This window comes from Flavobacterium laiguense, assembly GCF_003097655.1.
GTDB classification, from domain to species: Bacteria; Bacteroidota; Bacteroidia; order Flavobacteriales; family Flavobacteriaceae; genus Flavobacterium; species Flavobacterium laiguense.
This window is the reverse complement of the sequence record NZ_QCZH01000001.1, coordinates 643,868-665,298: the sequence shown is the minus strand read 5'-3', so window position 1 is coordinate 665,298 and position 21,431 is coordinate 643,868. Positions and strand designations below refer to the sequence as shown.

At 35.8% G+C, this 21,431-nt stretch carries 18 protein-coding genes and 2 tRNA genes; 7 read left to right on the top strand and 13 right to left on the bottom strand.

The window, feature by feature from the left end:
• Nucleotides 1–62: 62 nt before the first annotated feature.
• From DB891_RS02735 to DB891_RS02725, 3 genes are all read right to left on the bottom strand, one after another.
• Nucleotides 63–482, bottom strand: coding sequence for an Arm DNA-binding domain-containing protein (locus DB891_RS02735; RefSeq protein WP_116760293.1), 420 nt, complete (start codon nt 480–482; stop codon nt 63–65).
• A 265-nt stretch (nt 483–747) separates the two neighbouring features.
• Nucleotides 748–825: transfer RNA gene (locus DB891_RS02730), tRNA-Val, on the bottom strand.
• A 553-nt stretch (nt 826–1,378) separates the two neighbouring features.
• A tRNA-Leu gene (locus DB891_RS02725) sits at nt 1,379–1,458 on the bottom strand.
• 216 nt (nt 1,459–1,674) lie between these two features.
• Here DB891_RS02725 and DB891_RS02720 point away from each other — a divergent pair.
• From DB891_RS02720 to pth, 3 genes are all read left to right on the top strand, one after another.
• Nucleotides 1,675–2,616: a ribose-phosphate pyrophosphokinase gene (locus tag DB891_RS02720; RefSeq protein WP_116760291.1), complete on the top strand. Its 942-nt coding sequence runs from the start codon at nt 1,675–1,677 to the stop codon at nt 2,614–2,616.
• A 62-nt stretch (nt 2,617–2,678) separates the two neighbouring features.
• On the top strand, nt 2,679–3,290 hold the full coding sequence (locus tag DB891_RS02715; RefSeq protein ID WP_116760289.1) for a 50S ribosomal protein L25/general stress protein Ctc: 612 nt from the start codon (nt 2,679–2,681) through the stop codon (nt 3,288–3,290).
• A gap of 377 nt (nt 3,291–3,667) precedes the next feature.
• Entirely contained in the window at nt 3,668–4,351 is a 684-nt protein-coding gene (pth, locus tag DB891_RS02710) for an aminoacyl-tRNA hydrolase (RefSeq protein WP_116760287.1), read from the top strand.
• A 54-nt stretch (nt 4,352–4,405) separates the two neighbouring features.
• On the opposite strand, the gene DB891_RS02705 is transcribed toward pth, so the two are convergent.
• The gene (locus tag DB891_RS02705) at nt 4,406–7,075 is read right to left on the bottom strand and encodes a zinc-dependent metalloprotease (protein WP_116760285.1); all 2,670 of its coding nucleotides are present in this window, start codon (nt 7,073–7,075) and stop codon (nt 4,406–4,408) included.
• A 216-nt stretch (nt 7,076–7,291) separates the two neighbouring features.
• On the opposite strand from DB891_RS02705, the gene DB891_RS02700 reads away from it, so the two are divergent.
• The 3 genes from DB891_RS02700 (at nt 7,292) to bioB (ending at nt 9,982) form a co-directional block, all read left to right on the top strand.
• Nucleotides 7,292–8,242, top strand: coding sequence for a bifunctional riboflavin kinase/FAD synthetase (locus DB891_RS02700; RefSeq protein ID WP_116760283.1), 951 nt, complete (start codon nt 7,292–7,294; stop codon nt 8,240–8,242).
• Nucleotides 8,243–8,359: 117 nt separating this feature from the next.
• Nucleotides 8,360–8,797 (top strand): hypothetical protein, encoded by a 438-nt coding sequence (locus DB891_RS02695; protein WP_116760281.1) that lies wholly within the window; start codon nt 8,360–8,362, stop codon nt 8,795–8,797.
• Between the two features lie 99 nt (nt 8,798–8,896).
• Nucleotides 8,897–9,982, top strand: a complete 1,086-nt coding sequence (gene bioB, locus DB891_RS02690) for a biotin synthase BioB (RefSeq protein WP_116760279.1) — start codon at nt 8,897–8,899, stop codon at nt 9,980–9,982.
• A 73-nt stretch (nt 9,983–10,055) separates the two neighbouring features.
• Here bioB and DB891_RS02685 read toward each other — a convergent pair whose 3' ends face one another.
• Nucleotides 10,056–13,229, bottom strand: a complete 3,174-nt coding sequence (locus DB891_RS02685) for a T9SS sorting signal type C domain-containing protein (RefSeq protein ID WP_116760277.1) — start codon at nt 13,227–13,229, stop codon at nt 10,056–10,058.
• A 285-nt stretch (nt 13,230–13,514) separates the two neighbouring features.
• Here DB891_RS02685 and DB891_RS02680 point away from each other — a divergent pair, with 285 nt between their 5' ends.
• Nucleotides 13,515–13,988 carry a regulatory protein RecX gene (locus tag DB891_RS02680; protein ID WP_116760276.1) on the top strand — a complete coding sequence of 158 codons (474 nt, stop codon included), beginning with the start codon at nt 13,515–13,517 and terminating at the stop codon, nt 13,986–13,988.
• A gap of 10 nt (nt 13,989–13,998) precedes the next feature.
• On the opposite strand, the gene DB891_RS02675 is transcribed toward DB891_RS02680, so the two are convergent.
• The 8 genes from DB891_RS02675 to DB891_RS02640 all read right to left on the bottom strand — a co-directional run bounded on the left by DB891_RS02675 (nt 13,999) and on the right by DB891_RS02640 (nt 21,344).
• Complete coding sequence (locus tag DB891_RS02675; RefSeq protein WP_116760274.1) at nt 13,999–15,153, bottom strand: beta-ketoacyl synthase N-terminal-like domain-containing protein; 1,155 nt, start codon at nt 15,151–15,153, stop codon at nt 13,999–14,001.
• A gap of 165 nt (nt 15,154–15,318) precedes the next feature.
• Complete coding sequence (bioA, locus tag DB891_RS02670) at nt 15,319–16,590, bottom strand: adenosylmethionine--8-amino-7-oxononanoate transaminase (protein ID WP_116760272.1); 1,272 nt, start codon at nt 16,588–16,590, stop codon at nt 15,319–15,321.
• A gap of 118 nt (nt 16,591–16,708) precedes the next feature.
• Nucleotides 16,709–17,323, bottom strand: coding sequence for a dethiobiotin synthase (gene bioD / locus DB891_RS02665; RefSeq protein WP_116760270.1), 615 nt, complete (start codon nt 17,321–17,323; stop codon nt 16,709–16,711).
• A gap of 151 nt (nt 17,324–17,474) precedes the next feature.
• Entirely contained in the window at nt 17,475–18,083 is a 609-nt protein-coding gene (locus DB891_RS02660) for a hypothetical protein (RefSeq protein WP_116760268.1), read from the bottom strand.
• Nucleotides 18,073–18,576: an RNA polymerase sigma factor gene (locus DB891_RS02655; protein WP_116760266.1), complete on the bottom strand. Its 504-nt coding sequence runs from the start codon at nt 18,574–18,576 to the stop codon at nt 18,073–18,075. Before DB891_RS02655 ends, DB891_RS02660 begins: the two co-directional genes overlap by 11 nt.
• A 4-nt stretch (nt 18,577–18,580) precedes the next feature.
• The gene (locus DB891_RS02650; protein ID WP_116760264.1) at nt 18,581–19,459 is read right to left on the bottom strand and encodes a TraB/GumN family protein; all 879 of its coding nucleotides are present in this window, start codon (nt 19,457–19,459) and stop codon (nt 18,581–18,583) included.
• A 315-nt stretch (nt 19,460–19,774) separates the two neighbouring features.
• Nucleotides 19,775–20,185: a putative signal transducing protein gene (locus tag DB891_RS02645; RefSeq protein WP_116760262.1), complete on the bottom strand. Its 411-nt coding sequence runs from the start codon at nt 20,183–20,185 to the stop codon at nt 19,775–19,777.
• 4 nt (nt 20,186–20,189) lie between these two features.
• Nucleotides 20,190–21,344, bottom strand: a complete 1,155-nt coding sequence (locus tag DB891_RS02640; protein WP_116760260.1) for an aminotransferase class I/II-fold pyridoxal phosphate-dependent enzyme — start codon at nt 21,342–21,344, stop codon at nt 20,190–20,192.
• Nucleotides 21,345–21,431: the final 87 nt, after the last annotated feature.

The following is a 21,431-nucleotide window of genomic DNA, read 5'->3' as shown; positions in this document are numbered from 1 at the left end:
TTAGGTGGTCATTTTGAATTGGAATCAGGTGCTCACTTTAAATTGGAATTGGGTGGTCAATATCACCGGAATTTGCATTCATGTGTCCCTATGGCATATTCTCCCACATCCACAAGAGCACGTAATTCGTTATTATGGTTAAGGAATTCTTCTAGCACTTTTACTTTTGGAACTAGTCGTCCCATAATAAAGTCTATTATTTTTTGAGACGTAATAGAATGTTCCGCATATAATAAATCATTTCTATACTGGTTGACCTTAGTTTCAATTGCAGTAAGAAAAAAATTAATGATCTTGGAATCTTCTTTTGTACCTATTGCTCTTTCTGCTTTTTGATCCCATCTGGTAATATCCCATTTACGTTTGGTAGAAGTTTCCTTAGGGATTCCATCAACGGTAATTCTTAGGTAAATATACCTAAGATTGCTTTTTTTTCGTGGAACCTTCAAAAAGAAGGTTAATCCAAAACTGCTTTCTAACATAATTCAACAATTTAATTAGTAAATATCGAATTATAGCGCCTTAAAATCAAGTCGTTAACGTTGTTTACATGTTGATTATCAATTAATTAACTTTTATTTTGTGGCACATTTTTTCTAAATTTAAAAGTGCCATAAAAATGCCATGTAATTTTGAGCGTTTTTGAAAATTTTGGAGGAACAGGTAGAAATAAAAAAACCTGCAAATCCGAAATTTGCAGGTTTTTAGTAAGATTGTAGAACTTTATAATATCATTCCTAAAATAGGTGGTGGGCGATGAGGGGTTCGAACCCCCGACCCCCTCGGTGTAAACGAGGTGCTCTGAACCAGCTGAGCTAATCGCCCTGTTGCAATTTAGTTTTTTTCATTTCCTTATTGCGAGTGCAAATATAGGCCAGTTTTTCGTTTATACAAAACATTTTTAAAGAAATTTTACTTTTTATTTTACTAAACCACATACCGATCTAATAACTAATGCGTTAAAATTTAAAATGGAATAGGATACTATCCAATACCTAAATAAAAATCAGGGTAACTTAGCCTAACCCCTAAAGAAAAAGAGAAACAACACTTTAAAATTAGAGTCAAGAGAAATAATAAATCTGGTTCAATCCTTAAATGATGGCTTTTCTATCCTAATCATAGCCATTACTTAGTCCGATTAATTTCTAGAATACAATTATAACAAAATAAAGCTTGCTATATTCAACTAATATTTTGATTCGATTCGCCTAAAACCAATGTCAAACTGATTTTTAGAACATTTATCACTTGCAATTAAAACAGTTCTAATTTAACACACGAGCAAGATAATAATGTTGTTTAAAATTTAGCCCCCCTTTTGACCACCCTAAAAAGCAAAAACCTCTGAAAATCAATAGATTTCAGAGGTTTTAAGTACCCGGAGCCGGAGTCGAACCGGCACGGTTTCCCACAGGTGTTTGAGACCAGCGCGTCTACCAATTCCGCCATCCGGGCTTAGCAGACATGAAATGACAGACAGTCATTTCAACGCAATAAAGAGATAGTAATGTTAATCGCTATCTTTTCCTTTAACACGGTGCAAATGTAAAAAACATTTTTAAATATTCTAATAAAAAAACTAAAAATTTTCCTTTCAGAGTTGATTTTATTTTCTAAATTTGCACCTCGTTAAAAACGGAATACACAACTAACTACAAAACAACAAATTAAATGTCACACCTAGAACCAGAAGCTAAAATTTTTGCTTGTTCAAAAAGTGAATATCTTGCAGAGAAAATCGCAAAAGAGTATGGTATCCCAATGGGAAAAGTTACTATGTCTACTTATAGCGATGGCGAATTTCAACCTTCTTACGAAGAATCAATCAGAGGCTTACGCGTTTTTATTGTTTGCTCTACTTTTCCAAGCGCAGATAATTTGATGGAATTGCTATTAATGATTGACGCAGCAAAACGCGCATCGGCAAGACACATTACAGCAGTAATCCCTTATTTTGGTTGGGCAAGACAAGACAGAAAAGACAAACCAAGAGTTCCGATAGGAGCAAAACTTGTAGCAAATTTATTAGACGCTGCCGGTGCAACAAGAATAATGACCATGGATTTGCATGCTGATCAAATACAAGGATTCTTCGAGAAACCAGTAGATCATCTTTTTGCATCCACTATCTTTTTACCTTATGTAGAAAGTTTAGGTTTAGACAATTTAATGATTGCTTCACCAGACATGGGAGGATCAAAGAGAGCTTACGCTTATTCTAAATTCTTAAATTCTGAAGTAGTAATCTGTTACAAACAAAGAAAAGCAGCCAACGTCATCGAAACAATGGAGCTTATCGGAGAAGTAAGAGGTAAAAATGTAATCTTAGTGGATGACATGATAGATACCGGAGGCACTTTGGCGAAAGCCGCCGATTTAATGATCGAAAAAGGAGCCTTAAGCGTAAGAGCTATTTGTACCCACGCCATATTATCTGGCGAGGCTTACGAAAAAATAGAGAATTCACAATTGTTGGAATTAATCGTAACCGATTCAATTCCGTTAAAGAAACAATCTAACAAAATAAAAGTAGTGAGTTGTGCACCTCTTTTTGCCGAAGTAATGCACATGGTACACCACAACAATTCTATTAGCGGAAAGTTTTTGATGTAATTCACAAAAACCAAAAGCTGATACAAAAACGAGTTTAATTAATAACTATATAAATTTTTACAATGAAATCGATTACAATTAAAGGATCAGAAAGAGAAAGCGTAGGCAAAGTAGCAACTAAAGCCTTACGTAATGCTGGAGCGGTTCCTTGCGTGTTATACGGAGGAAAACAAGCAGTTCATTTTTCAGCAGACGAAAAAGCATTCAAAACCTTGGTTTACACTCCAAACGCGCACACAGTTGTGATTGAGCTTGGAAACGGTAAAACATTCGACGCAATTTTACAAGATATTCAAGTTCACCCGGTATCTGACAAAATTTTACATATTGACTTCTTTCAAATCTTTGATGACAAAGAAATCACTATGGAAGTTCCAGTAAAAATCATCGGTAACTCAAAAGGAGTTATGGCAGGTGGAGATTTACGTTTGAACAACCGTAAATTAAAAGTAAGAGCTTTACCAAAAAATCTTCCAGATTTCGTTGAAGCTGACATTACTCCACTAGACATGGGTAACAAATTATACGTTACTAAAGTGCCTGCTGAAAACTTCAAAATCATGCACCCAGACAATACAGTAATTTGTCAAGTGAAGATCTCTCGTGCGGCTATGAAAGCAGCTCAAGAAGCAGCAAAAGCAGCGAAAGCTCCTGCAGGAAAAAAGAAAAAATAATATTTTTTCAATCAATCATAAAAGCATCAGTTGTAAAACTGGTGCTTTTTTTTTGACCAGAAGCGAAAGATTAGGCATTTTAGGAAATAGGTTTCCCGCTGTCCTTCCAAATCTTTTATTTTTTAAAGGAAAAAATAAAAGGATTTTCCCTCCCATCGGGGCTAATTGGGTTTTATGGTTTTGTTCTTGGGATTATTACAAGATTGGCACAAAAAAACCACCCCGCCCGTTGGGCACCCCTCCACAGGAGAGGAAGTCATACATATTCCCCTCCTTTGGAGAGGTGCCTGAAAGGCGGGGTGATTTCTCCGCTACCCACAAAACATTTTCCAACACACAAGTTTCCTTAATTAACAGATTAAGTCTATTTTTGCACCATGATCAAATGTCCCGATAGCTATCGGGAGCAAACGTTTTCATCAACAAAAACAGCAGATAACACAGATAACATAAAACCGGAGGTTCACGAACACCAAAAAACAATAAAAAACGTGAGTAATAAATTTTTAATCGTTGGCCTTGGTAACATCGGCTCCGAATACGTAAACACCCGACACAACATTGGTTTCAAAATCGTAGATTTCCTAGCCCGAAAAGAAGGAATCAATTTCGAGACCGTAAAACTAGGCGCACTGGCCGAATACAAATTCAAAGGAAGAACCTTTTTTCTTCTAAAGCCCAACACCTACATGAATTTGAGCGGAAAAGCCGTAAAATACTGGATGGACAAAGAAAACATTCCCCTCGAAAACCTATTGGTCGTAACCGATGATCTGAATCTTTCGTTCGGAACCATTCGCATCAAACCAAAAGGCAGCGATGGAGGCCATAACGGACTCAAAAATATCAATCTTATCCTAAACACACAACAATACACCCGTTTCCGATTTGGCATCAGCGATGAGTTCAAAAAAGGGCAACAAGTCGATTACGTTCTTGGCGATTGGGACGAAGAAGAAAAAGCCAAACTTCCCGAAAGACTGGAGCTTGCTTCCGAAATCATAAAATCTTTTGGAACAGCGGGACTTGAAAACACCATGAATACTTTTAATGGGAAATAAAAAAAGGGAGACAATACTAAATTGCCTCCCTTTTTTATAGATTTAAAATTCAAACTATTCAATTACAATTTTAGAAACCCCTTTTCGATCTCCATCAATAACCGACACTAGATAAACACCCGATGTCACGTTCTTTAATTGAATATTTTCATTAAAATCGCCCTTGTTTTCAAATTTATTCTCGTAGATTTTCCTCCCCAACATATCATTAACCACAATCACTACTCCAGTTGAATTAACACTCGTAAAGCGAATAGCAAAATTTCCTTTATTTGGATTAGGATACAAAACAAAATCATTGATTTCAAAACTTGGCGTTGCCAAAGTAGTATAGGCACTGGAACAAATAGTTATAGAAGCCGTATCTATCGTTCCTGCATCATTAACAAACAGATCACGAGTCCTAAGCGTCCAAATCCCTTGTGGATTTTCACCATTAAAAGCGGATAAAAGTTGAGCCGGAGCAACTGTTTGCAATGCTGTTGAACCACAAATCAATGCACCTCCCAAATCATCGTAGGTAACAGTCAAACTACTATTGGTTGCACCACAAGATCCGTCAAATAATTTCACTACAGTTCCTTTCGGACTAACTATTTCTATTTGAACATCCGACATATACGAATGGGTAAACCTCAAGGCAAAATTAACATCAACAACCTCTGAAGAAGTAGCCTGTACAACAATCATTTTCTCTGCATAAGTTTGCGATTCCGGTATAGGAATCGGCACAGCAAAAGCATACGAATTACAAGAAGTAGCTACAGAATACCCAATGGCAAAAGGAGCACTATTCACAGCATAATAAATATTCCCCGTTGGCTCAATCATAATTCTACAATTTTTGGCAGGAGTCATGGGTGCCGTAACAACTTCCGCCCCATCGTTAGGCTTATTCGTTGCCAAAAACACCGGAAAAGTCAGACCTCCATCAGTAGACAGTTTAATATTCACATTGGCAGAACCAAACAAAGAACTTGCACCATTCACACTCCAAGTTATAGTTTGCCCAGATCCCAAAACCCAACTGGAATCAGGTGAATTTTGAGAAGTTACAACAAATGGACCTTTAGTATCATCTACCGTAACCACCATGGTATCCGAATTAGTTTGTCCAGAACCCGAAGCCGCATTATCTCTTGCTGTAAATGCAAAATTCAAATCTCTCCCAATAGACGAAACAGACTCCCACGAGGAAGACAATTGACCCGCTATCACTCTGCTCAAAGCCGGAAAATATCTATTAGTGGAATTGCTTGGCAAAAAGGATCTAAAATTAGGGCCATTAGGCTTGGTTGCATACGCCATACTATTCCCATTGCTTTGACTACCAGTTGCTGAATCATTTTGTTCCCAACAATAAGTCATCGCATTACCATTAGGATCCGAACCTGTTCCCTTCAAAACAAAAGGAGTGCTTTTAGGTATCGTATAATCCGATCCCGCACTGACCGTAGGCGTTTGATTACTCATTGTCGTACTAACTGGACATGTTTTAGTTGAAAGATTATCTTGTATCTGCTTAATACTTGCATAGGCAAAATAATCATCCGATTGACCCTGAACATCATAACCCTTCGAAATTCCAGCATAACCCATAATAGTGGAACCGCTTCCTGGCTCTACACTGACTCCAGTACCTTCCACATCAAACGAAAAAGTATGATTAGCCCCTAGTTGATGCCCCATTTCATGGGCTACATAATCAATATCAAAAGCATCTCCTTCTGGTTTATCATTTGACGGAGAAGTAAAAGCACTCCCTTTTCCATATTGATCTGATGGCGATGGGTCTATACATATACACCCAATACAACCCGCATCTCCTCCACCGCCAGAAGCCCCAAACAAATGGCCAATATCATATTTATCATTACCGATAACCGAAGTTAGAGTCGATTGTAATTCCAAATTCCAAGCCCCATCTGACCCTGCTGCAGCATCAGAATACGGATCTGTAGCTGCATCGGTATATACAACCAAATTATTATTGGCTATAATTTCCAATTTTAGTGCTAAGTCTTTATTAAAAATCCCATTAACCCTAGTCATGGTAGCATTCATCCCTACTAAAGCACCGTTAACTGTTCCACCAAAATAAGTAGTATATTCACTTGTACAGGACAAGGCCAGTCGCATGGTTTTAAAAACTCCATTATTCGACTTTAATGCACTGGTTTTTTTAACTAAAGCTTTATTTAACGCTACATCTACTGTTTTGCAAGTTAGAGGCAAAGTTCCTTTGTTCCTGTTTTTGGAAGTCAAAACCACATACATCGATTTATCATCAGCAAAAGGTTCTATAAATTCAGAACCACTATCGCCTCTTAAAACCATAGTTTGAATCCCTTTTGGAGAAACGCTAAAACAAATAGACGCAGTAGGATCTGTAATTCCAGTTCCTGAATATGCCCGAATTTCAGGGTATTGCGCTTGTAGTTCGGGCGCAAAATTGGAAGATTCCACAACAACAAACCGCTCTATTTTCCCATCCTTATTTGGAATAGCAACCTCTATCGCTTTAACAACAGAAGCTCTAGAATGAAAAGTCGTCAACTTCTGTTTAAATTCAGTTTCATTTAACTTAAAAAGCAACTTATAGCCTAATTCGGAATTGCTTTCCTGTTTTTGAGAATAATTCACTGCTGTCCAAGACGATCTTTCTTGGGAATACCCAACAAAGCTTACAACGAGCAACCCCAAACAAAGTAGTAATCTATTCATAATTATATAAATTTGACACACAAAATTAATTCATTTACAATGGAATACACAACGATTTAAAAACGATTTAAAAAAATCGTTCGGTCAAAGTATGATATAGAATCGTTTTTAAAGATTATTTCAACACATAAGTGTGAAAATCCATAAAAATTGAAACTTCTTACTGTCCATTTTAAAATAGATAGTATAAATTTGCAAAATCTTAAAATACATACTTTGAAGATTTTTTATTCCATAAACGATTTCCATACCACAGCTAATGGAACTATAAAAAAAACGATTCTGACTCTAGGGACTTTTGACGGTGTCCATTTTGGTCATAAAAAAATATTAGAGAGAGTTACCCAAAATACCGAAAACGGAAAATATGAAAGTCTGGTACTTACTTTTTTTCCGCACCCTCGAATGGTTCTACAAGAAGGATCTGAAATAAAATTATTGAACAGCCTTGATGAAAAAATTCATTTATTAGAAGAAATAGGAATACAAAATCTGGTCATACATCCTTTTGACGAAAAATTTTCGAGGTTGACCGCAGAAGAATTTGTAAAAAACGTACTTGTAGACCAATTTCATATCCAGAAAATAATCATTGGGCATGACCATCGTTTTGGAAGAAACAGAACAGCAAATATTGATGATTTAAAAGCCTTTGGGAAACAATATGATTTTGAAGTCGAAGAAATTTCGGCCCAAGAAATCAAAGAAGTTTCCGTAAGCTCCACAAAAATTAGAAATGCTTTGATCGAAGGCAATGTGGCTTTGGCCAATGAATACCTGGGTTACAATTATTCACTAACAGGCACCATCACAAAAGGAAAGCAATTAGGCAGAACCATTGGTTTTCCCACAGCAAATTTAAAACTAGAAGAAAACTTTAAACTCATTCCTCAAAACGGCGTTTATATCGTAAAGAGCATTCTTAACGATAAAACGGTTTTCGGGATGATGAATATTGGCTTTAATCCAACAGTTGATGGAAAACACCAAACGATAGAAATTAACTACTTTGATTTTGATGAAGATTTATACGGTCAAAAAATAACAGTCTCTATACTGGAAAGAATTCGTGCTGAACAAAAATTTGATTCTATCTCAGTTTTAAAACAACAATTAGAAAAAGACAAAAAAAAGGCATTAACCTATTTTGAGAAATTTAAAAACTAAGCATCACTCTTTTTTGAACTTCACTTGATTTTTTTGGTTTTTTTTTCGTAAATTTGATAGTAACCTACTTGTTTATCAAAGCATTTCGTATTTTTAAACTTTTTAAAATCAAACCAAATGAAAGTAAAAACAGAATTTAAAAATGGATACTTCATTTTTATAGCAATTGGGACTTATTTTCTAATAATGGAATTTTTAGGATTAGCACATCTTTTTTATTTAAGACTGTTTAACATCTTTTTTGTGCTTTATGCCGTAAATAATACTATACAATCAAGAGTAGCACATGGCAAGAAAAAATTTCTCCCTAATGTTAGAGCTGCATTGGTAACTTCACTGGTAGGTGTGTTTCTAAGTATTGTAGGATTACTCATTTACAGTTATATGCGAGGTGTAGACGATTATACCTCAACACTATCCGAAACCTTTCTATTTGGAGGACACCCATCGATCAATATGTATTGTTTTAGTTTGCTTTTTGAAGGAATTGCTTCTTCGGTTATCGTGACATTGTTGCTTATGCTCTATTGGAATGACAAATTTACCGCCGATTAAACAGCTCATTTTAAAATATCCACAACAAGTCTTTTTCAACCCATTCATTGGTTCTTAATAACAATTTGATTACTTTTGAGGCATCAAAAAAAAGGATCAATGAGCATCACAAAACACAACTGGACGAAAGAAGAAATTATTGCAATATATAACAAACCGATGATGGATTTGCTTTTTGAAGCAGCAACCATTCATCGAGAACACCACGACCCAAATGTGGTTCAAGTATCTACTTTGGTTTCTATTAAAACAGGAGGTTGTTCTGAAGACTGCGGGTATTGCCCACAAGCAGCGAGATACAATACTGGCGTTGAAGGCAACAACTTAATGTCGGTAAATCAAGTAAAAGAGCAAGCTATTCAAGCCAAATCCGGAGGTTCTTCCCGTGTATGTATGGGAGCCGCTTGGAGAAACGTAAAAGACGGCCCTGAATTCGATCAAGTTTTAGAAATGGTTCGCACCATTAACAAAATGGACATGGAGGTTTGTTGTACCTTGGGTATGATTACCGAAAACCAAGCCCAACGACTAGCAGAAGCCGGTTTATACGCCTACAATCACAATTTAGACACCTCTGAAGATTATTATAAAGAAGTTATTTCGACACGCGGTTTTGAAGACCGTTTACAAACCATAGAAAATGTACGTAAAACTAGCGTTACGGTTTGTAGTGGAGGAATTATAGGGATGGGAGAAAGCATAGAGGACAGAGCTGGAATGCTGGTTGCCCTTGCTACATTAAACCCACAACCTGAATCGGTTCCTATCAATGCATTAGTTCCTGTAGAAGGTACTCCGATGGAAAATGAAAAACCAGTAGAAATTTGGGAAATGATTCGAATGGTGGCTACAACCAGAATTGTAATGCCAAATACACAAGTTCGTTTGTCAGCAGGAAGAATGAACATGAGTCGTGAAGGTCAAGCGATGTGTTTCTTTGCAGGAGCCAATTCTATCTTTGCAGGAGATAAATTACTGACAACCCCAAATCCTGATGTTAATGAAGACATGAAAATGTTTGACTTATTGGGTTTAAAACCACAAAAACCATTTACTAAAGTAGTACAACCACAAACCGTTGAAGCTGTAGATTCTCAATTTCAATCTCTTGGAGAAAAACCAAAATGGACAAGACCAAGTCATACCATCGAAAAAAATCTGGAAGCTTCTATAAAAGGAAAATAAATCGCTCTACAGTTTCATTAAAAAGCCCTCATTTTACAAAATGAGGGCTTTTTATTTAATATCGTGTTATCAATTAAAAAACAATTTCAGTGGTAACCCACTCGCCATTTTTAAGCAAGGTTTGCACGATTAAAAATTGTTCACTAGAATTAAAATTAGGAATGCTAAATACATTGCTATTCACATTTTCTTTTTCATATAATAGTCTTCCGTTCAAATCATAAACCATTAGCTTGTCAATTATTTCATCAAATGAATCGATTTTTATTTGGTGGTTTTGCACAGAAACAATTACTTTTTTATCTAAATTAGCAGTATTAAAAACCTTTGCAATATCCGCATTATCAGTGAATCGTAATACAAAACGATCATTAAATGTTCCTATAGCAGTATTAAAAGAATAAGGACCTTTTCTAAGATCTACAATAATCCCTTTAACTTTGTCTTCTACAAAAATGCTTTCATCCGCCAAAATCCCATCTGCTTGGTCGATGCTTATTGCAAAAGTCCCTTCAATAGTCGTTTTATATCCTAATGGCACTTTATCCGCTTTCTCAAAAGGTAAAGCACGCCCTTGTATTACATAATTCTTATTGTCATTGATACTATAAAAATCGATGTATTTATTGCTATTCAAACTCACTCCATCAAAAGCGGAATCAAATTCATTGGTTCCTCCTGTAACATATCCCACCAACATTTGTTTGAAAGCTCCTTCTGTATTGGTTAAGTCCAACCAAACGCGATGCTTCTCTATAGCAACAATCTTTGATTTAGTCCCTTTAAAGAATTGAGCATTTTTATTTGCAAGGCTTACACGCATACTGTTATTAAAAACAACAGATCCTCCTCCAGTACTTTTTGTCATAAAAGATTGCCCAGCTGCTATATATCCAGACGGAATACTAGTATTTATGCCTCCTGTACTAGCGCTTGGCGCCGCTGTTCCAACTCCCCCTACATAATTATAGGAAGCAAAATCTGTTGCAGAATATTTATTGTTGGTAATAACCGTATTGTGTGTCCACAAACGAATCGTTCCCTCTATCCTAGCATTATCAATACTGTTTTCAAACAAAAAGGCATCTGCACTCATTGCGCATGGATATGGATTCCCGATCAGGTTGCTATATCCTGTGGGGTCAATTGCCAACGAATGGGCACCGTTATTAGGGACACCCACAAATTGAACAGATTGTACATAAGTTGTTCCAGTCCAATATTCTCCATTAGGATACGTAATATCCGGCTTTGGCACTCTAATAATATATCCTTTCCCTACAATCATTGTGCTTAACCCATACAAATGAGTTACCCAAGTATTTAAGGAATAGCTAAAATACTTATCCGATAAGGTGTTTGGCGATAATGCCTGAAGCGTTTGCCCTGCAACTGGCGATGACCAATACGTATAGTCGTAGTTCTTCATGGGGGTTGTATTACGTTTATAAATAATATTCCCCGTATTGACAGCTGCATCATTTACCTGTACCAAACTCGCATTGTTCTCAAAAGTTAAATTCCCCAAAACGTCCAACCCATTTTCTAGTTTTAAGATAGCAGTATCATTTGACCCTCCAGGAACACCAACCACAACATTTACTCCTGAATTGATTTGACACGAACAAGCGTCTAATGGTGTCGACATTGTAGCACTACCCGTGAAAACTGCTTTTTTTGTATTGTTTGACACACCATTATCCCAAGTTAGACCACCATCTGTAGTTCTTGTCACAAGTACAGATGCAGTCACTATATTTGAATTTGCACTAGTACCACAACCACTTACAGCACGTACTCTAACGTAATAAGTTGCACCAGGAGTTAAACCAGTAACATTCGTTACCCAAGGTGAAATTCCTCCTAATGAAAAATCAGAAACAATTAAGCCAAACGCAGAAAAAATCATATCTTTAGAAACATCAACTTTATAATCTATAATTCCTGGAGGAAGAGTTAAAGTACCTATTGCAAACGAAGTAGCCGAACAACTTAAAACTATATCACTTAAAACCGGTTTAACCGGAGTTGCGTTAACTGTCATTGTGATTGCACCAGAAGTTGCCGGACTTCCCGTTAAACAAGAAGTGGCATTCGATGTCATAACACAAGTTACAACATCTCCGTTTGCTAAAGCTGAATTTGTGTAAGTTGCTGAATTTGTTCCAACATCCCCCCCATTAAGTATCCATTGGTAGGCAGGAGTAACCCCTCCATTGGTTGGAGCAGCCGTAAAAGTTACAGATGTTCCTGAGCAAATCGCTCCAGATGGAGAAGCTCCAATACTGATACTAGCAGGTAAATTTGGATTAACGGTCACTACGATAGCAGAAGAGGGTGCGCTCTGACAATTGCTTGCACTTGTCACGTTAACAGTATAACTTCCTGAAGATGTTGGACTAATGCTCGCAGTCGTAGCTCCAGTTGACCATAAATAATTTGTTCCTACACTCGAAGTCAAAGTTACACTCCCTCCAACACAGAAAGTGGTGGGTCCACCTGCCGTGATTGTTGGGGTTGTAGGCAACGAATTGACCGTAACTGAGATTTCAGCAATCAATGGGTTTACAATATTCGAATTTTTTATTTTTACCTGATATAAACCACTTGAACCTGCGGTTGCAGTAAAACTATAAGTTGGACTAGAAGAAAAGCTAGTCGCCGCAAGACCCGGACCAGAAAAAGAATATGTAAAAGTCCCTGTTGAAGTTGGAGGAGGTGTAGCTGTAAGAGTTATTTGACTACCAACACAAACTGGACTATTTGAAGCCAAACTCCCCGTTCCTCCATAAGCCAATAAATCCGCAAAGCTTAAATCAGCTCCCGCACCACCATTACAACTCGCTAATAAATTCGTTCCGATATAGATTCGTTCCGACGCATTACAAGAACCGCCAATCAAGTCAGAGCCTGATTCAAAAGTTATGAATGAACCCTCGGCAAGATACAAACGGTTATTACCAGGCGAAAAATCAAAAGCCCCTTTGTTTTTTACAATGACCTGAATAGCCCCCAAACATCTTAAATCCAATTCTGCATCCATGTATATTTTGGTAATTGAAGAACCATCCCCAATAGTCAAAGTACCATTATCACAGACATTAAGCGGCGAGATATGACATACCAAAGTACTCGAATTTACAGTTCCCAGAGTAGTAATAGAACATTGAGCATTTACATTACCATAAATCACGAATAAGAAAATGACAATAGAAAATAGCTTCAATTTATGTAAAAGTGTTTTCATAACGCAAAATTTTATATTGTGGAGTAAAATTTTTCACGACAGGCAAAACAATAGCATTACGTTAAAGTTACATAAAATTACTAAAAACCAATCATTAAATCGCCTAACCACTTTTATTTCAGTCGAATAGCATAAATATTAACTGTTCGTATTTTAGCATTTTGCAAAAGAGAAGAAATGTATGCCTAAATAAAAAACAACAATTAAGAATCCACTATTTTGAAATAAATTTTTCTCTTTAAAATAAAAAAACTTAAATTTCAATTTTTAGCAATAACCCGATATATGAAAGACGTTTTCTCCATAAAAGATGCCAAATTAAAAATAGAACATTTTTGTGCCTACCAAGAGCGCTGCCATGAGGAAGTAGTGTCAAAATTGTGGAGCATGAAAATGAATCCAGAGGAAATAGACCAAATCATAGTACATCTTATCGAGCACAATTTTCTTAACGAGGCCCGGTTTGCCTGTAGTTTTGCCCGAGGAAAACACCGTATCAAACACTGGGGAAAAATCAGAATTACCAATGAACTCAAAGCCCGTAAAATTGGTCAAACACTAATTACGCTTGCGCTAAAAGAAATTACTACCGAAGAATACATCGCCACTTTTGAAAATTTAGCCGAAAGAAATTGGAAATCCATAACAGAAAATAATGCACTCAAAAAACGAAAGAAATTTTGCGACTATATGTTACGAAGAGGTTTTGAGAGTAATTTGATTTACGATAAAGTAAGAGAGTTGGAAAATGATCAGTAATTGTTTTTTTTTACAAACTCAAAAGCACACTCACCGCATTACCACCAAAACCAACCGCATTGACCAAAACTTTCTTGATTGGTTTTGTTTGTTGCTGCGTTTCCACAAAAGGAACTCCGATGAACTGATTGTTTTGCATCATCAAAATAGCCATTTCCATACTCAAAATACCCGAAGCACCAAAAGTGTGTCCAATTTTCCATTTATTGGTAGTCAATAAAGGCAGGCTTTCGCCAAAGACTTTCTGGATAGCTATATATTCTGTTAAATCGCCTTTAATGGTTCCCGGAGCATGCATAACGATGGCATCAATATCGGAAATCGGTGTGTTTTGCAACGCCATTTTCATCGATTTCTGAAAACAAGTCGCTTCTGCCGAAATGGAAATATTGTGTTCTAAAATTTCGGTCGCATATCCGATACCTTCAATAAAAGCTATCGCATTTTCTTTTTTCCCCATTTCAAGACAACAAACCCCCGCTCCTTCACCCAAAATCATGGTGCTTTGTTTTTTATCCAAATCCAAAGCTCTATTGGGGTATTTTTCTTCACTTCTAGAGTAAATTTTCAAGGCGCGCATTTGCCCGATGGTAAAATCGGTTAAGGGAGCCTCGCTTCCTCCCACTAGAAATTTATCGGCCATCCCAGCCCTAAGCCATGCTACACCGTTGAGTACCGCATGCAAAGCCGTAGAACAAGTGATAGAATGTGAAATTTCAGGCCCTGTACTTTGCAAATCATGCGCTACCCAGGAAGAAATATTTCCCAAAGTGGTGGTAGGCGATGCTAACGTTTGTACTTTACCGGTTTCTAAATACTCTTGAAAATGTTTTTCGAATAAATCGGTAGCTCCACGAGAAGAACCAATGTTAATTCCAAAAATGTCATCTTTTGTCCAACCCGCTTTTTCCATTGCCTTACGAGAAGCTAACATTGCATACAAAACCGATTTATCTAAAGCTTTGTATTTAATGTCTGACTGTCGTAACAACTCAACTTCTTCATTAGAAACAGAGTCTAAAGTTGCAACCAAAGTGTTTTTATGGTCCAAATAGTGTTCTGAAAAACAAGAATTCTCCGAAAGGTAATTTTCCCAAATGGTTTTGGATGAGTTTCCTAATGGAGAAATGGAAGCTATGGCTGTAATGGAGATCGTTTGTGACAAAATATTCTGTTCTGATTTAACCGCAAAGGTCGCAAAGTTTTACGCAAAGTTCGCAACGGATTGTAAATTTATAACAACAGAAAGACACAAATTGTTACAATTATAAATTTTAAAAATCCTTTTGCGATTCTTTGTGCTTACTTTGTGAATCTTTGCGAAATAACTTTAAACTATTTCTAAAGCACTTTCGACTACTTCATACACCTTTTGCAATTGTGCATCGGTGATCACATAAGGAGGCAAAATATATACAATATTCCCAACAGGTCGTAGAATTACACCGTTTTCAATAAAAAAAGCATAGAGTTTGTTGCGTAAAGTGCCATAATAACTTGCAGAGGATTCGGTTTTTATTTCTAAAGCAAAAATAACACCCAGAACTCTGGTTGCAGTAACCATAGGGTGATTCTCCACCCGTTTTTTAAAATCCAAATGACTGGTATTAATTCGAATTAAATTATTTTGCATTTCCTCGGTTTGCAACAATTCCAAACTGGCCAAAGCCGCGGCACAACCCGTAGGATTTGCAGTAAAAGTATGCCCGTGAAACAACGCCTTATTGATATCTTCATCATAAAAAGCGTCAAAAATATCCTGAGTAAAAGTCGTTATCGCCATAGGAATAGTCCCACCGGTCAATGCTTTAGACAAACACATCATATTTGGTTTTTGGGTCAAATAATCGCAGGCAAAATTCCTTCCTGTTTTACCAAAGCCCGTCATCACTTCATCGGCAATCGTGAGTACATTATGTTCTTGACAAATTCGAAGTAATTGATCCAAAGCTTCAGGTTCATACATAACCATTCCGGCTGCGCCTTGCACCAAGGGCTCAAATATAAAACCGGCGCAATTCCCACTTTCAACAGCTTTATTCAAGGCATCAAAACTGAACTGCTCTTGTCCTTTTATAGGCACTGGAATCCGAACCACGTCAATTAACATTCCTTGAAACGATTCGGTAAAAAATGAAATTCCACTAGCAGCCATAGCTCCAAAAGTATCCCCATGAAATGCATTTTCGAAAGCAATTATGGTCGTTTTTTTCGTTCCTTTATTAAAAAAACTTTGCAAAGCTACCTTGATGGCAATTTCGACAGCAGTCGAACCATTATCCGAGAAAAATAGTTTCTTTTGATTGATTGGCAAAATAGCCATCAGTTTTTCGGCCAAAACAATGGCAGGTACGTGTGTAAAACCCCCAAACAAAACATGTTCTAATGTGGTCAATTGTTTGTAAATTGCATCGGCAATGAACTTGTTGGAATGCCCGTACGGGTTAACCCACCAAGAGGCGATAGCGTCTATATATTCTTTTTGATTTTCGTCCCAAAGCAAAGCGCCTTCCCCTTTAGTTATCGCAATAGGAAGCGCTGCCGTTTTGTGCTGTGTATAAGGATGCCAAAGATATTGGCTGTCTCTTTCGATTAAAGTCATAGGATTAATGATTTTAGATTGCAGATTTTAGATTTTAGATTGCTGTTACCAATAATTAATCATTGATTTTGAAATTGCTATTGAATTAAATTTGCTATTGCTATTGCCATTTAAATTGCTATTGAATAAGTGATTCTCGAAATCGATCCGCATATTCTTTGATTACATTTTGATCAAAATAAGGCTCTTGCTCAATTCGCCCAATGCATTTGATTCCTGTTTTATTCAAAATAACAGATTCTGTTGCATGATTTTCATCGCCCGAAAAAATAATTCCAGCGATTTCTATTTTGCGATTACGCAAGGCTTCAATGGTAAGCAACGTATGATTAATACTCCCCAAATAATGTCTTGACACCACAATTACTTTATAATCGGGTTGGATTAAATCGATAACACAATCCGTATCATTCAACGGGACAAAAACACCTCCTGCACCTTCTATAACCAAATGATTTTGGGTTACTGGTTCAACTATATTTTTCAAATCGATTTGAACTCCATCAATGGCAGCGGCAAGATGCGGACTAGCGGGGGTATGCAAAGCATAACTATTGAGATGGATTTTGGTTTTCGCATTAGACAAAAACGACTTAACTTTATGACTATCTGAGTTCTCCAAGTCACCTGCTTGAATGGGTTTCCAGTAATCAGCTTCCAAAGATTCTGTTATAATGGCCGAAGCTATTGTTTTGCCCACATCTGTACCAATTCCTGTAATAAATAGTTTCATATTTTTCTTGTTTCACAAAGATTCACAGAGTAAAAGGAGTTTTACAAAGATTTAAAACTTTTCCTTTGTGAATCTTTGCATAATAGCTAATTTCAAAACACAAAAATACCAATAAAAACAACAAACCCATCATTACGACGGGTTCTGTTTATTACTCTTCTTTTAATGCGTCTAGAACTTTCCTGATTTCTTTAGCATATTTTCCGTAAAAGTAGTGAACCCACCATTCGAGTGCCAAACCCATAAATAGAATCGAAAAAATAACAATTGAAAATGTAGTCACCAAAAAAGGAGTACTGTTAAGCCCTTTAGCAAAAAATTCCGGTGTTTCATAATACATAAACCCTAACAAAAACAAAATAATAAAAGGTATTAATGCAAATCCGAAAGTTTTATACAATTCCATATTCAACCGAATATCAAAATAGGTTTCATACAAACTGTCTTTTGTACTTAAAGTGGTTTTACCCAATCTTCTATAAAACATATATAATTTTACCAAATAATAAATGCTAACCGCTATAAATATGGAAAACAGCAAATAAAATGGCGGAAATGCATTGGCTGGTAAATCATAAAGAAAAGGAACGAATCCTATAAGTATAATGGAAATGATTTGGTAGAAAAATTCTTTTTTTAAATTCTTTTTAATTTTTTCTAAAGGCATATTTGCCGAATTAATTCTGTCTAAATGAGTAGGAAGAGTTACGTTTTCTGTTTTTTCGTTCTTCCAAGCTGATTGTATATCGTTAAAGTCCATAACCTTGTTTTTTTATAATTTCTTTTAATTTATCTTTTGCTCTGTTCAATTTAACCCTTGCATTTCCTTCTGAAATACCTAGATTGACTCCAATTTCTTTATGCGAAAATCCCTCGAGTTGATAAAATATAATCGCTTTGTCAATTTTGTCCAACTCCTGAACGGCTTTATAAAAATGATTCAACTGATTTTCTTTGAGATCCGAATCACTTTCTTCCTCTTTGATGTTTTCTGAAGCTATCTCATACTTGTCAATCTTTCGCTTTTCTTTTTTCAAAAAAACGATTGAAGTATTAATGGCTACACGATACATCCAGGTCGAAAACTGGCTTTCGCCTTTAAAGCTATCATAGGCTTTCCACAATTGCAATACAATTTCCTGAAACAAATCCTGCTGATCATCCGGATTATCCATATACATCTTAGAAACCTTATAAAGTATTCCTTTGTGCTTCTCAATACGGGTTAAAAACTCTTGTTCTTTTGCTTTCAAAATTTTAGTTCAATATGGGTTTTACGGTATATCCCGCTTTCTTTAACAAATTAATAACTCCTTCTTCTCCTGCTAAATGACCTGCTCCAACGGCAAAGAAAACACTTTCTTTTTTCATCATTTCTGGCATGAAAGAAACCCAATTATTATTTCTTTGATCTAGCATAAATGATTTTGTTTTTTCATTCATTACTTTTTTATCTGTAACATTCAAATATAAGTTGGAAATATCTTCTTGAATATAGTATTGAACCATTTTTTTAGTTTCCTCAATATTCAATTCCTTCAACATGGCAATCATTTCTTGATCAGTATAAGCATTATTTAGAAAATCGAGTTGTGCTTTAACTTTTTCTAAACCGACTATTGTTTTGTTTGCCGCTTTAGCTTTTGTAACAAACTCCATTTCGTAAGATTTCAAATTTGTACAGCCAAATGATTTTATGGCAATTAAACTCATTATAGTTGCCATCGTAAAATTATCAACTTGATTTAATTTCATTCCCGCAGTTTTTTCTAATATTTCGTTAAGTTCTGTAGATTCTTCTGATGTTAATTTTTTTGATAATGGCATTATTCCCAGGGCTGCTTTTTGCATATCACTCATTTCTTGAGCATCGTCCATATTTATTTCTAAAGCTAATTTTGATGTTTTTTCAAAAGCTTTGGTTACTCTTTCTTTCACAAGAAAATCATCTCCACAAATTGCATGAACTGTTCCATATAGATAAGATGGTTTTTCGATTCCTTTTCCTGAAATCTCCCATAGCAAGGATTTTTCATTTTGTGGTTTTACTTCTTTTATATTGTTTTGAGCTACGCTTCCATTCGCAACAAGCAAAGTTGCAACTACGCATAAAGATGTTCTAATTAAATTTTTCATAATGATTACATTTTTTTAATTGATGATTGATTGAAATTAATTTTGATTGATGATTGAAGTAATCTTATTTGATTACGACTCGTAAGTAATTAAATAATCAAAACGTTACAAAAAAAAAGTTGTTTTTTTAGGGAAGTGAGGAAAATCAGGCTGTCAGAGATGAAATTTATTCCCTTTATAGGCAAATAATTATTAGCACATCCTTTTTTATTTGTTGTGAATCAATTACAAACCCAACAATTACAACCGAAAGAGGTCTACTTACGGGCCTATTTACAAATAGTTATTCGGTGAATTATTCCCGTAATGAATAGCCTAATTAAATTCAAAATTACACGTATTACAATTGTACCTATACTTTGAGTAAATAGGTATTAAAACAAAAAGTATTGAGAAAATGAATGCAAAAAGAGTTTTTAAATCTTGTATCGAAGTCACCATTTCAATTTTTTCAGCTCCACCTTTTGGACATTTAATCAATTCATTATTCTCATTTAATGAATCTGCACTGATTTCTGAAAGTACAATTGTCGCTTTAGCAAAATCCTCATTTTTTACAAAAAGCTTAATACCACCTATAGCATTACTATACATTGGATTTGCATCAACAGTATTATTGTCTCGTACAAACACCCTTATCCCTTCCGATTCTAATTTGCCATTAAAAATCGATGCTTCCGAAGAATATTGAAAAACACAAATTTTCCAAAAAGTTGTCTCTTCCATACTATTAAAAAACGAGTTCACTCAACAACGTCAATACTTTGGTCATTTCCTCTTTACTATTATAGCTATGAATACAAAAACGCAATCGTTCCTGTCCTTCGGGAACTGTAGGCGAAAGTATCGCTTTGACATCAAAACCATTTTCTTGCAAAGCAACAGCAATACTTTTTACTTTTTCATTTCCTGGAATGATAACACTTTGAATAGCCGATTTACTGCGAACAAAAAGCGGATTCAAATACAACATTTTTTTTACTTGATTAAAAAAGACAATATTCTCACGAAGTAATTCGAGTGCATTCTTATCTTTTTCTAAATGGTGGTATCCCATTAAAATAGTGGCTACTGAATGAGGAGAAAGTCCTGTGGTATAAATAAAACTTCTGGCGAAATTAACGAGATACGATTTTAATTCATTCGACCCTAAAACCACTGCCCCATGACAACCCAGTCCTTTTCCGAAAGTCATAATTCGGGCAAATATTTTGTCTTGCAATTGCAAATGCTGAATCAATCCTTCCCCTTTTTCTCCAAAAACGCCCAAAGCATGAGCTTCATCAACCACTAAATAACAGTTGTATTTCTTTGAAACGGCAACCAATTCTTCTATATTCGGGCAATCGCCATCCATCGAAAAAACGGATTCGGTTACGATATAAATTATAGGATTATTGAAATTGACATTACCATTGAAATTGATTATCAGTCTTTCTAAATCTTCAAAATCATTGTGCTTGAATTTATAGGATCTGGCGTTCGACAATTGAATTCCGTCCCGAATGGAAGCATGACACAATTCATCATACAAAATCAAATCGCCTTTTTGAGGAACGGCACTAAAGAAACCTACATTGGCATCATAGCCCGAATTAAACAACAAAGCCGATTCTGATTGATGAAATTCAGCAATATACTTTTCGGCTTCTGTATATAAAGAATGATTCCCTGAGAGTAGTCGCGATCCAGTAGCGCCATTGCTTTTTATATTGCGATCTACTAAAAACTGATGGGTGTCATTGAAAATTACTTTGGATCTGGAAAAACCAATATAATCATTCGAAGCAAAATCAATTAAACGATTAGGTTCCGGAAGTATCCTTAATGCCTTATTTTGTTTACGGGCTTCGAGTTTATCGGAGAGGTTCTTTGGGAAATTCATAAAGGCTAAGTTAAGAAAATATTTTTTTAGACTTGATGTGTTTTAAAAACCCATCGAAACAAAAAAAACGCCTAACAAGTTGCTAGG